This window comes from Caballeronia sp. INML2 (assembly GCF_023631365.1).
GTDB classification, from domain to species: Bacteria; Pseudomonadota; Gammaproteobacteria; order Burkholderiales; family Burkholderiaceae; genus Caballeronia; species Caballeronia turbans.
In genome coordinates, this window is the sequence record NZ_JALQDH010000065.1 from 128,330 (window position 1) to 140,445 (window position 12,116).

Sequence of the window (12,116 nt, forward strand, 5' to 3'; positions counted from 1 at the left end):
AAACGAATGGTAGAAAGCCGCGCCTTCGGCCCATATAGAAGAAGTTCGAATCTCCGGGGCACACCGGGCGCCGGCAGCGTGGATCCACCGTGCAAGGCGCGGCGCGGGCGATGAAGCGCCGGACGATCCTGAAAATCAGGAAACTTCCTAAAGAAGAAAACGGCCCGCTCACGGCGGGCCGGCAGACACGCGCATCAGAAACAGTGCATTTCGCGCGCGGCGCGCGAGCGGTCCAGCGATAAGCCGCGATCCGCCACGAAGCGATGCAGATCCGCCTCGCGCGAGAACCCGAGCCGTTTGTATGCGTGCAGGCGTCGCGCGCTGACCGTGCTCTTGCCGAGACTGAAGAGCCGCGCCGTCTCCACGACGCTCATGCCGCACAGCATCAGACCGACCAGTTCCATCTGCCATTTCGTCAGGGACGCGAAGCGCTGCAAGTCCACCTGGGCGTTGAATCGAGTGAGGGCGAACATGGCCGCCGGCGAGCGATAGCGCTTTCCCGTCGCCACTTCGCGCACCGCATCCAGCACTACGTGCATATCTTCGCGCTTGCTCACGATGCCGGCGACGTCTCGCTGAACCAGGCTGCCGACGAGAAACGGATCGTCGAACTCGCTGTACACGAGAACCGGCACTCGGGGATAGCGTGCGGAGACTGCAGAGAGAAAGCGCCAGCCGTCGAGCGTGCCGCCGGTTGGCATCGAATAGTCAGTGACGATGACATCGCAACGGACACACTCGAGGCGCGCCATCAACTCAGCAGGGTTACTGAAGGCGCCCGCCACGTGAAAGCCGGCGCTTTCCAGAGCGGCGCGCAGTCCGCGCACGACGATCGGATGATCGTCGACGATCGCGACGCTGATACGTTTTTCGAACATTTCGAAACCTCACGGGAACGGTTCATCTGCCGTCCCTTTGACGGCTCGACCGGCGGGTGAGTCTCCACGAGGATCCATCGGCACCCGCTCCCGCATGGATCCACTCACGTCAGGCGGGCAGGAGCTCGCGTTCGGGCGTCGAACGATCGAGCCACAAGCGGTGGTCGATCGCAAAGCGAAACATCTCGAACTCGCCCGAGAAGCCGAGCCGCCTGCATGCTTCGGTGCGTTGCGTGCTGATCGTATTGATGCGCCGGTGCAGCAGACGGGCCGTCTCGCAGACGCTCAGGCCGCACAGCATCAGTCCCGTCACTTCCATCTGACGGCGGGTAAGCGCCATGAATCGCTTGTATTCCGGCATCGCGCCGAAGCGCTCCAGCGAAGCGTGCGCGATGGGCGACAGATAGCGCTCGCCTTGCGCGAGGCCGCGCGCCGCGGCCAGCACTTCATGCATTTCGTCGCGCTTGCTCACGATGCCCGCGACGCCCCGCTTCACGAGACTGCCCACGAGGAACGGGTCGTCGAACTCCGTATAGACGAGCACACGCAGGTCCGGAAACTCGCTCGAGACGGAGGCCAGAAAGCGCCATCCGTCGAGCGCCCGGTCGGCCGGCATCGAATAATCCGTGACGACGACATCGCACGGCTCGTGGCTCAACGATTGCAGCAATTGCGCCGGACTCGTGTACGCGCCCACTACATCGAAGCCCGAGGCCTCGAAGGTCTTACGAAGGCCGTAAAGTACGAGCGGATGATCGTCGACGATGGCGATTCTTGTCTTTTCCATCTCAAACAACTCCTGACAGGCCGAATGAGGCCTCCTGATCAAATGGCTCTCGCAGGTCTCGACCGTCGGTCCGATTGTTCAGCGAGCGTCGCAGGAACGCCGGGAGCGCGCTGCGATGTCGTCACAGCGATACGATGAGAAGCAGTTGCCCTTCGACGCGCTCCTGCGCATCGATCGTGTAGTGACTTGCATTGAACGATAAAGGCGCGACCACTCCGGTCATATAGAACGATGTTGAAATCTTGGGCGCGATCGCTCACGCGGCCGGACGTCGCGGCAGAGGAGGTAGCAAGGTCGCGCCCTGGAATGGTTGCCGGCGCCTGTCCCGAGAATCCAGGCGGCTCAAAAGAAAACACCCCGAAGGTGGATCGGCGTCCAAACCTTCGGGGTGCGGCTCGTGAAGCAGGAAATGTTGTCCGCGACAAGCGCGGTCGGATCAGGTCACCGGGGCGGGATTGAACAGCACGAGCGCGTTATGAAGTCTGAGCGCCTCGGCCTTCGTCTGCTTCTTGCCGCTCGCGACATCGAGCATCAGCCGGAACAGCTCCCAGCCCACATCGGCGATGGTCGCTTCGCCCGTCGCGATGGTGCCCGCGTTCACGTCCATCAGATCGTGCCAGCGGCGTGCGAGATCCGAGCGCGTTGCGACCTTGAGCACCGGCACTTCGGCCAGGCTGTACGGCGTGCCGCGCCCCGTCGTGAAGACGTGCAGGTTGATGCCCGCCGCGAGTTGCAGCGTGCCGCAAATGAAATCGCTCGCGGGCGTCGATGCGTAAATCAAGCCCTTCTGCTTCACCTTCTCGCCCGGCGACAGCACGCCGGAGATGGCGGAGCTGCCCGACTTGACGATGGACCCCATCGCCTTCTCGACGATGTTCGAGAGGCCGCCCTTCTTGTTGCCCGGCGTCGTGTTCGCACTGCGGTCCGCGCCGCCGCGCTTCAGATAATCGTCGTACCACTGCATCTCACGGATGATCGCCTGCGCCACGTCGCCGTTTGCCGCACGCGCCGTGAGCTGCGCGACGCCATCGCGAACTTCCGTGACTTCCGAGAACATTACGGTCGCGCCCGCGCGCACGAGCAGATCGGTCGCGAAGCCGACCGCCGGATTCGCCGTCAGACCGGAGAACGCATCGCTGCCGCCGCATTGCACGCCGACGACGAGATCCGCCGCCGGACACGTCTCGCGACGGCGATTGTTCAGCCGCTTCAGATGCGTGTCGGCCATGCGCATGATCGAATCGATCATCGACCCGAAGCCGACGTGCGATTCGTCCTGCAGCACGACGGTTCCGCCGTTGTCGTCGTGGAGGTTGTCGCCGATATCCGCGACATCTTCCGTTTGCGCGGATGCAGCCGCGATCGGAATCGTGCCCGGCGGCATCAGGCGCTCGGGCTGCAGCTTCTCGCAACCGAGGCTCACCATCATCACTTCGCCGCCGAAGTTCGGATTCAGCGCGATGTTGCGCACGGTGCGGATCGGCACCATCGCGTCGGGGGCGTCGATCGCCACACCGCAGCCGTAGGTGTGGCCGAGGCTCACGACGTCATCGACATTCGGGTATTGCGGCAGCAATTCGGCCTTGATGCGCGTGACCGCGTGCTGCACCACGTCCGCGACGCATTGCACGGTCGTCGTGATCGCGAGGATATTGCGCGTGCCGACCGAGCCGTCCGCGTTGCGATAGCCCTCGAACGTGAAGCCCTCGAGCGGCGACTCGTCAGGCGCCTTGATCGTCGCGATGGGCAGATCGTGCAGCTCGGGCGACGCCGGCATGCGCGTGACGTGCTCGTTCACCCAGCTTCCCTTCGGCAGCGCTTTGGTCGCATAGCCGATCACCACGTTGTAGCGGATCACCGCGTCGCCTTCCGCGAGATCCTTCAGCGCGACCTTGTGGCCCTGCGGCACGCGCTCGCGCAGCACGAGGCCATCGGAAAACGTGGCGCCTTCGCCGAGACCGCCGTCGTTGACGACGATCGCGACGTTGTCATCCGGATGGACGCGAATATAGAGAGGGGCTTGATTCATTCTGACGAATCCTTGAGCGAACGACACCCGCGCGGCTGCGGTTGGAGTTATGTCATCCTACAACATAGACGATCAAAGCGGGTTAGTATTTACCCGTATCCGTTGATTACATTGGCTTTAACCCGTTGTCTGACGTCGCGGTGTGTTGTACGATGACCTATAAGCTCGGCACCCGCCGGTCGCTGACCAACCAGACACGCACATCATGACGACACCGCAAGAACTGAAGCAAATCGTTTCCGAAGGTCTGCTCTCCTTCCCCGTGACGGATTTCGACCAGCAAGGCAACTTCCGCGCAGATACCTACGCAGAGCGCCTCGAATGGCTGGCTCCCTACGGTGCTTCAGCGCTGTTCGTCGCGGGCGGCACGGGCGAGTTCTTCTCGCTCACGCAACCCGAATATTCGCAGATCGTGAAGACGGCCACCGAAGTGTGCCGCGGCAAGGTGCCGATCCTCGCCGGCGCGGGCGGCCCGACGCGCACGGCCATCGCGTTTGCGCAAGAAGCCGAGAAGCAAGGCGCGCAAGGCGTTCTGCTGATGCCGCACTATCTGACCGAAGCGTCGCAGGAAGGCATCCGCGCGCACGCCGAGGAAGTGTGCAAGGCCGTGCCGAACATGGGCGTGATCATCTACAACCGCGCGAACTCGAAGCTCAATGCCGACATGCTGGAGCAACTGGCGGATAGCTGCCCGAATCTGATCGGCTTCAAGGACGGCGTCGGCGAAATCGAAAACATGGTGACGATCCGCCGCCGTCTCGGCGACCGCTTCTCGTACTTGGGCGGCCTGCCGACGGCCGAAGTCTACGCAGCCGCGTATAAGGCGCTGGGCGTGCCGGTGTACTCGTCGGCGGTATTCAACTTCATCCCGAAGACGGCGATGCAGTTCTATCGCGCGATCGCGGCAGACGATCAGGCAACCGTCGGCAAGCTGATCGACGAATTCTTCCTGCCGTACCTGAAGATCCGCAACCGCAAAGCGGGCTATGCGGTGTCGATCGTCAAGGCGGGCGCGAAGCTCGTCGGCCACGACGCGGGTCCGGTGCGCGCGCCGCTGACCGATCTGACGGAAGACGAGCTGGAGCAGCTCGACGTGCTGATCAAGAAGCTCGGCGCGCAGTAAGCGGTACGGAAGGAGACAGCGAAGCGCGGAAGTAGCTTCGCACATGAGGGCCGCCCGTGCGGCCCTTCGTGCATCAGCACGATCGAATCAAAGGGGAAGTCCATGTCGATGAGCCGCACCGCGAATCCCGCGGACGTCATGAAGCGCACCCGCGTGCGCTATCTCATTCTGTTGCTGGTCTTCGTCATCACGACGTTCAACTATGCGGACCGCGCGACGCTCTCGGTGACCGGCTCGGCGATGCGCGCCGAATTCGGTTTCGATGCGATCCGCATGGGTTACATCTTCTCGGCTTTCAGCTGGGCGTATGTGCTCTCGCAGATGCCCGCGGGCTGGCTGCTCGATCGCTTCGGCGCGCGGCGCGTGTATGCGGCGAGCATCTTCCTGTGGTCGCTCTTCACGTTGCTGCAAAGCGCCATCGGCCTGCTCGGCAGCGCGGCGACCGCCGTGACGGCGCTTTTCGTGCTGCGTTTCGCAATGGGCGCGGCGGAAGCGCCCGCGTTCCCGGCCAATGCGAAGGTCGTCGCGAGCTGGTTCCCGACGACGGAGCGCGGCACGGCATCGGCGATCTTCAACTCCGCGCAGTATTTCGCGGCTGTCATCTTCACGCCGCTGATGGCGTGGCTCACGCACGCGTTCGGCTGGCATCAGGTCTATATCGTGATGGGCATCGCGGGCCTGTTGCTCGCGCTCACGTGGCTCTCGGTGATGAAGAACCCGGCGGACCATCCGCGCGTGAACCGGCAGGAGCTGGAATATATCGAGCAAGGTGGCGGTATCGTCCGCGGTCATCAGCGCGCGGGCGGCGCATCGCGGGAAGCGACGAACAGCGTGGGCTGGCCCGTCGTCAGACAGTTGCTCACGAACCGCATGCTGCTCGGCGTGTATCTCGCGCAGTACTGCATCAACGTGCTCACGTACTTCTTCCTGACGTGGTTCCCGATCTATCTCGTGCAGGCGCGCCACATGACGATCCTGCAGGCGGGCTTCGTCGCCTCGCTGCCGGCCATTTGCGGCTTCACGGGCGGCGTGCTGGGCGGCGTCATCTCCGATGGCCTGATCCGGCGCGGGTGCTCGCTCACGCTGGCACGCAAGGCGCCGATCGTCGGCGGCATGCTGCTGTCGTCGTGCATCATCGGCTGCAATTACGTCGATACGGACTGGGTCGTGGTCGCGTTGATGTCGCTCGCGTTCTTCGGCAAGGGCATCGGTGCCTTGGGCTGGGCGGTGGTCGCGGATACGTCGCCGAAGGAAGCCATCGGGCTTTCGGGCTCGATCTTCAACATGTTCGGCAACGTCGCGGGCATCGTGACGCCGATCGTGATCGGCTATCTCGTCGCGCAGTCGGGCTCGTTCAACGGCGCACTGGCGTTCGTCGGGATCAATGCGCTGATCACGGTGTTCAGTTATCTCGTGATCGTGAAGGACATCAAGCGCGTCGAGTTGCGCGTCTGAGCGGACTGACGGCCCGTTCCGTCGATGGCGGAACGGGCACGACGCTTACTTCGCCTGAATCACGTCGATACGCAGCGCTTCGCCGCCATCGACGACCGCGAGCAGGCGATCGACATTCGGATGCGCGCCCGGACGATTGCGCGCATCGGCGGTATGTTCGGCGAACACGGCAAGACCGTGCTCCGCGGCCTTCGCGTCGAGCGTGCCGAACGCCTGCTTCAGATAGTGGTAGACCGCGAGCGAGCCTTGCTTGCCCGGCTTGTTCTCGATGTTCGCGACCAGATCACCTTTGCCGTCGACGAGATCGATGCGCTCGATGCCATCGATGGCGGGCATCTGGGCCAGGTTGTCCTTGAATACGCTGCTCGGCTGGATCACGGAAAGCACTCCACGTTATGAGTTGATGAGGCGGGGCGCAGTATCTTAGCCGATCAGCGCAAGGCCTGATCGCGCGCTTCTTCAGTCGGGGATCTCGGGCTCCACCAGCCTCGCCAGTTGAACCAGCGACTCCTGCCAGCCGAGGTAGCACATCTCCACGGGAATGACTTCGGGCACGCCCTCCTGCACGATGCTGAGCTCGGTCCCGCACGACACCTGGCGCAACGAGACGGTAACCTGCATTTCGCCCGGCAGGTTCGGGTCGTCGAAGCGGTCCGTGTAGCGGATCTTTTCGAAGGGCACGAGTTCGAGGTACTCGCCGCCGAACGAATGACCGTTGCCCGTGCCGAAGTTGCGGAACGACATCTTGTGGGTGCCGCCCGGGCGCGCATCCATGTGGTGGACCTGACAGGTAAAGCCGTAAGGCGGCAGCCACCTTGCTATTGCATCGGGTTCGAGGAACGCACGGTAGAGGCGTTCGGGCGTCGTGCGCAAGACACGGTGAAGACGGATGGTTCCGGTAGTCATGTTGGGCTCTCTTTCACTCGGGTAACGGGACACATCTCTACGACGATGCATCGCAGCGTGAATCGACACGGCCGAGCATCGGGGAATACCCTGGGCGCTCGTTCGTTCTGCGGAATGATACTTGCTCGCGGATGGCGCTCCCGAGGTGCGCGATCCGCAGACGGTTGACTGCGCGACAAGGCGCATGCGATCGTCGATCCTTCCTGATCGAGAGGTGCTGGCTTGTCGAGCAACTGGAACAGCGCGAGCGAGACCGCGCTAGAGCGGCCGATAAGCCGGCGCGTACGCGGCCGACTTGATATGCGCGACGAGATCGGCCGGCCGTTCGACACGCGCGAGACCATGATCGAAGATGTACTCCGCCACCGACGCCGCGACATGCATCGACGCCTCGAAGATGCGGCTTTGCGGCGGGTAGATCAGACCCTTGTCGAGGCTCTCGTCGCTGACCTGCTCGGCCACGGCCTTCGCCGCGACGATGAACATGTCCTCCGTCACGCGCGTCGCTTCCGTGGCGAACACCGCCATGCCCATCGCGGGAAAGATATAGACGTTGTTGCCTTGCCCCGGCACGAAGCTCTGGCCTTCGATCTGCACCGGTGCGAACGGGCTTCCGCTCGCGAAGATCGCCCGGCCATTGGACCACCGGTACGCTTCTTCCGCAGTGCACTCGGAACGCGACGTCGGATTGGAATACGGGAAGATGATCGGCCGCTCGTTGATTTCGCTCATTGCTTCGATCACCGCCTGACTGAAGAGCTTGGGCACCGTGCTCACGCCGATGATGCCCGTCGGCTTCAGCGCCCGTACCGCATCGACGAAGGTGTCGACCGGCTCGTGATCGATCGCGAAGACCTTCTGAAAGTCGGCCAGGTCGGTGCGTGAGCGCACCATCAGTCCATTGATGTCGAAGAGACTGCTGCGCCTGCGAGCCGAGTCGAGATCGAGGCCCTCCAGCACCATGGCCTCGCTGATCAGTTCGGCAATGCCCGTGGCCGCCGATCCTCCGCCGAGAAACAGGAAGCGCTGGTCGGTCAGCTTCTGCTTCGAGATGCGCAGCGCGCCGTAAATGCCCGCGAGCGCCACGGCGGCAGTGCCCTGAATATCGTCGTTATAGGTGCACACCTTGTCCTTGAAGCGCGCGAGCAGGGGCACCGCGTTGAAGTTGGCGAAATCCTCCCACTGAATGCAGCACTTCGGATAGAGCTCCTGCACCGCGTTCACGAATTCGTCGACGAATGCGTTGTAGTCATCGCCGCGCACGCGTTCGTGCCGCAGACCGAGATAGAGCGGATCGTCCAGCAACGAGGCGTTGTTCGTGCCGACGTCCAGCGTGACGGGCAGGCAAACCGCCGGCGGCACGCCTGCGCAGGCGGTGTACAGCGCGAGCTTGCCGATCGGAATGCCCATGCCGCCCACACCGAGATCGCCCAGTCCGAGAATGCGCTCGCCGTCCGTCACGACGATGAACCGCACATCCTGTTCCGGCCAGTTGCGCAGCAGCTCCTTCACGCGGCCGCGCGCGTCGATCGGGACATAGAGGCCACGCGTGGCCCTGAACACATGATCGAACTTCTGGCACGCTTCGCCGACTGTAGGCGTGTACACGATCGGCATGAAAGCCGCCGGGTCGGACATGAGCAGCGCATAGAAGAGCGTCTCGTTGCGTGCCTGAAGGTCGGACAGGAACAGATATCGTTGCAGGTCATTGTCGAGTTGCGACAGTTGCGCATGCGTGCGCGCGATCTGAATCTCCAGCGAAGTCACACCGGGCGGCAGCAATCCTTCCAGGCGATATTTTCTGCGCGCCTCCTGCGAGAAAGCGGAACCCTGATTGAGCCGGGGATTGTGCAGAATATCGTAGCCATAGGCCTGCGTGGACATGATCGTTCCTTCTTGACGTGAGCTGGAAATTTCATGAAGACGTCGCGCGAGATGCATCGCTAAGGATAGTCGCTCGGGCCGATACCGCAACACGATCCAGGATCAGGCGGCGTATACATGATCCGTCGGAGGAAACGGCGTGACCCGGAGCCGTCGATGATGTTTCCGTCCGCACGGATGGCCGAAGCGTTCGATCCGGCCGTGAGCGGCATCATCGGCGTGCTGTTTCTGCTTTTCCCGGCATGATCTGCCGACTCCGCCACGACGCTTTCATTTCGGTTGCGCATCGAGATATCTCATAGCAAGGGTGTCGACCCGCTTTTCTACACGTAAACCCTTTCTGAAACGTCCCGTGCAAAGCGCGCGCTGCATGCATGAGCGAATTGATGCGCTCAGGAAGTCAAAGAACATTGACGGCGCGTCAATGCGCCCGAATACTGCCGACTGCAGGGCGTCGCCCGCAGCGATGCAGATTCGCCTGGCAGACGATTGTGCTCATAGATCAGGAGACTTCAACGTACCCGGTCTTCATTAAACCAACCCGATACAAGGAACGTCGAATGAAGAATGCCTTGTCCGTACGCTTCGTCATGAAGACTGCCGCTGCAGTCTCCGCAATCACGTTCGCGATGTGCGCGAATGCCGCCGATCCGCTCAAGATCACGCTGACCAACTGGGCCGATACGCAGGCGGTCGTCTACACCGCGAAGTACGTTCTCGAAACGAAGCTGCAACAGCCCGTTACGCTGGTGAACGCGGATATCGGCATCCAGTTCCAGGGGCTCGCGAGAGGAGACGTGGATCTGATGCTCGGCGCCTGGCTGCCGGTCACGCACGCCGCCTACTACGCCCGCTACAAGAACGACATGGAAGATCTGGGCGCCATCTATTCCGGCGCGAAGATCGGTTGGGCGGTTCCCGACTATGTGCCCGAAAGCGAGGTGGCCTCCATTGCCGATCTCAACAAGCCCGATGTCAAAGCGAAGCTGAATAGCACGATTCAGGGCATCGAGCCGGGTGCTGGCGAGATGGTCGCCTCGGAGAAAGCGCTCAAGGAATACAACCTCGCCGGATATAACCTGGTCAGGGCGAGCGAGGCCGGCATGCTGACGGCGGTATCGCGTGCCTATCCGTCGAAGAACTGGATCGTCGCGACAGTCTGGAGCCCGCACTGGCTATGGCAGAAGTACAAGATGCGATATCTGAAGGATCCAAAAGCCGTGCTGGGCGGCGACGAGCAGATTCACGGTTTCGGCTCGAAGCAATTCGCGCAGAAGTTTCCTCGGGCCAACGTCTTCGTCCGGCACTTCAAGCTGACCCTGGCGGACGTCGAGGCGATCGAACTCGAAGGTAATGCCACGAACGACTGGAACGTGGCGGCGAAGAAGTTCGTCGATGCTCATCCGGAGAAAGTTCAGGCATGGCTTCAGCAATAGGCGTCCGGGCGCGCCGACGGTGGCGCGGCTGACCGATTACCTAGGTAATCGACACGTATGGACCTAAGTAATTTGTGCGCTTACGCTCCTTTACAACTCGGACAGAAACCGACATGTGAAAGGGGTAAAGCGCCATGCCGAATCAAGCAACCCAAGAGGTGGACACGAGGACGCTCAGACGCGTCATCGCCGCGGCGTCCATAGGCAACTTCGTCGAATGGTTCGATTTCGCCGCATACGGATTCCTCGCAACCATTCTCACCCGCGAGTTCTTTCCGAGCGGCGACCCGACGGTCGGGCTTTTGAAGACGTTCGCGGTGTTCGCGGTTGCTTTTGCGTTTCGACCGCTCGGTGGCCTCTTCTTCGGCGTCGTCGGGGATCGGATCGGTCGCAAGCGAACCCTCGCTTTCACCATCCTGTTGATGGCGGGCGCCACGACGTTGATCGGGCTGTTGCCGACGTATGCGACCATCGGCTATTGGGCGCCCCTTCTTCTCACGATCATCCGCTGCGTGCAAGGGTTCTCCGCCGGCGGCGAGTATGCAGGCGCCTGCGCCTATGTGATGGAACATGCGCCGCGCCGCCGCCGCGCGTTCTTCGGCAGCTTCGTTCCGGTTTCGACTTTCTCGTCGTTCGCGTGCGCGGCGGTGGTCGCCTATCTCCTCGAGTCGTCGCTGTCGCCCGCAGCGATGGTCGACTGGGGCTGGCGCGTTCCGTTTTTGATCGCGGCGCCAGTCGGTCTCATCGGCGTCTATCTGCGCGTGAACCTGCATGAGACGCCGGCATTCAAGGCGCTCGAAGGGAAGAAGGAAGTCGCGCACGCGCCCTTGATGGAAACCCTCCATTCGCAGTCCGGAAACATCCTGAGACTCGGCGCGTTCGTCTCGGTGACGGCGCTGTCCTTCTATACGTTCACGACGTATTTCGCGACGTATGTGCAGGTCGCCGGGCATCTGTCTCGCGGAACCTCGCTGCTCGCGACCGTGCTCGCACTCTTCTTCGCCGCAGCCCTGTGCCCTCTGGCGGGCCTTTTCTCCGACCTGGTGGGACGCCGCACGACGATCGCGAGCACCTGCATCTTCATCATCGTCTCGGTCTATCCCGCGTTCGCGCTCGGCGGATCGGGCGACTTGTCCCGCTCATTGTTTGGCGTTGCGCTACTCGCCGTGGGCGCCGTGCTTTCGGGCGTGGTCACTGCCCCGCTTCTGTCGGAAGTTTTCGCCACGAAGACCCGATACACCGCATCGGCCATCACGTACAACCTTGCGTACACGATCTTCGGCGGCACCGCGCCGCTCGTCGCGACGTGGCTGATCTCCGCGACGGGAACGAATCTGTCGCCGGCGTATTACCTGATCGCCGTGTCGATCTTCGCGATGATCGGCGGCCTCTCGTTGCGCGAAACATCCAAGACCGCGCTCGAGGAAGCAGGCCATGCAAGGGGAAGCGCGAGCGAGCGCCCGGCTGTGGAACGCACGGCTTGATTTCGACTTTCACGCAAAACTGAACGGACATCGGCAATGAGTAGCCTTCACGATTCGAGCATCATCATCGACGGACTGAACATCTCGAAGTTCGAGCGCTCCGTGTTCGAGGACATGAGAAAGGGCGGCGTGAC

General features: G+C 62.4%; 10 protein-coding genes and 1 pseudogene. 5 read left to right on the forward strand and 6 right to left on the reverse strand.

What is annotated here, in order from left to right:
* Positions 1–194: 194 nt before the first annotated feature.
* The 3 genes from NCT32_RS23325 to garD form a co-directional block, all read right to left on the reverse strand.
* A complete protein-coding gene (locus NCT32_RS23325) occupies positions 195–878 on the reverse strand; it encodes a response regulator transcription factor (protein WP_061121917.1) in 684 nt (227 codons plus the stop codon).
* A 109-nt stretch (positions 879–987) separates the two neighbouring features.
* On the reverse strand, positions 988–1,665 hold the full coding sequence (locus NCT32_RS23330; RefSeq protein WP_061121916.1) for a response regulator transcription factor: 678 nt from the start codon (positions 1,663–1,665) through the stop codon (positions 988–990).
* 436 nt (positions 1,666–2,101) lie between these two features.
* Positions 2,102–3,694, reverse strand: coding sequence for a galactarate dehydratase (gene garD, locus NCT32_RS23335; RefSeq protein WP_061121915.1), 1,593 nt, complete (start codon positions 3,692–3,694; stop codon positions 2,102–2,104).
* A 205-nt stretch (positions 3,695–3,899) separates the two neighbouring features.
* Here garD and kdgD point away from each other — a divergent pair, with 205 nt between their 5' ends.
* Together kdgD and NCT32_RS23345 are read left to right on the forward strand one after the other, a co-directional pair.
* Complete coding sequence (gene kdgD, locus NCT32_RS23340; RefSeq protein ID WP_061121914.1) at positions 3,900–4,817, forward strand: 5-dehydro-4-deoxyglucarate dehydratase; 918 nt, start codon at positions 3,900–3,902, stop codon at positions 4,815–4,817.
* A gap of 102 nt (positions 4,818–4,919) precedes the next feature.
* The gene (locus NCT32_RS23345; RefSeq protein ID WP_061121913.1) at positions 4,920–6,272 is read left to right on the forward strand and encodes an MFS transporter; all 1,353 of its coding nucleotides are present in this window, start codon (positions 4,920–4,922) and stop codon (positions 6,270–6,272) included.
* A gap of 45 nt (positions 6,273–6,317) precedes the next feature.
* Here the strand turns inward: NCT32_RS23345 and NCT32_RS23350 are convergent, their stop codons facing one another.
* From NCT32_RS23350 to NCT32_RS23360, 3 genes are all read right to left on the reverse strand, one after another.
* Entirely contained in the window at positions 6,318–6,650 is a 333-nt protein-coding gene (locus tag NCT32_RS23350) for a DUF2322 family protein (protein ID WP_061121921.1), read from the reverse strand.
* 81 nt (positions 6,651–6,731) lie between these two features.
* Positions 6,732–7,178, reverse strand: a complete 447-nt coding sequence (locus NCT32_RS23355) for an SRPBCC family protein (protein ID WP_061121912.1) — start codon at positions 7,176–7,178, stop codon at positions 6,732–6,734.
* A gap of 258 nt (positions 7,179–7,436) precedes the next feature.
* Positions 7,437–9,062 (reverse strand): NAD-dependent malic enzyme, encoded by a 1,626-nt coding sequence (locus NCT32_RS23360; protein ID WP_061121920.1) that lies wholly within the window; start codon positions 9,060–9,062, stop codon positions 7,437–7,439.
* Between the two features lie 590 nt (positions 9,063–9,652).
* On the opposite strand from NCT32_RS23360, the gene NCT32_RS23365 reads away from it, so the two are divergent.
* The 3 genes and pseudogenes from NCT32_RS23365 to NCT32_RS23375 form a co-directional block, all read left to right on the forward strand.
* A complete protein-coding gene (locus NCT32_RS23365; protein WP_061121919.1) occupies positions 9,653–10,498 on the forward strand; it encodes a glycine betaine ABC transporter substrate-binding protein in 846 nt (281 codons plus the stop codon).
* Positions 10,499–10,632: 134 nt separating this feature from the next.
* Positions 10,633–11,982 (forward strand): MFS transporter, encoded by a 1,350-nt coding sequence (locus tag NCT32_RS23370; protein ID WP_250490566.1) that lies wholly within the window; start codon positions 10,633–10,635, stop codon positions 11,980–11,982.
* A gap of 36 nt (positions 11,983–12,018) precedes the next feature.
* Positions 12,019–12,116: pseudogene (locus NCT32_RS23375) on the forward strand (peptidase M19); the annotation flags it as partial.

Bases quoted from the DNA above. Each gene is read 5' to 3' on its own strand.
- NCT32_RS23325 (WP_061121917.1), bottom strand. From the start codon at position 878: ATGTTCGAAAAACGTATCAGCGTCGCGATCGTCGACGATCATCCGATC.
- NCT32_RS23330 (WP_061121916.1), bottom strand. From the start codon at position 1,665: ATGGAAAAGACAAGAATCGCCATCGTCGACGATCATCCGCTCGTACTT.
- garD (WP_061121915.1), bottom strand. From the start codon at position 3,694: ATGAATCAAGCCCCTCTCTATATTCGCGTCCATCCGGATGACAACGTC.
- kdgD (WP_061121914.1), top strand. From the start codon at position 3,900: ATGACGACACCGCAAGAACTGAAGCAAATCGTTTCCGAAGGTCTGCTC.
- NCT32_RS23345 (WP_061121913.1), top strand. From the start codon at position 4,920: ATGTCGATGAGCCGCACCGCGAATCCCGCGGACGTCATGAAGCGCACC.
- NCT32_RS23355 (WP_061121912.1), bottom strand. From the start codon at position 7,178: ATGACTACCGGAACCATCCGTCTTCACCGTGTCTTGCGCACGACGCCC.
- NCT32_RS23360 (WP_061121920.1), bottom strand. From the start codon at position 9,062: ATGTCCACGCAGGCCTATGGCTACGATATTCTGCACAATCCCCGGCTC.
- NCT32_RS23365 (WP_061121919.1), top strand. From the start codon at position 9,653: ATGAAGACTGCCGCTGCAGTCTCCGCAATCACGTTCGCGATGTGCGCG.
- NCT32_RS23370 (WP_250490566.1), top strand. From the start codon at position 10,633: ATGCCGAATCAAGCAACCCAAGAGGTGGACACGAGGACGCTCAGACGC.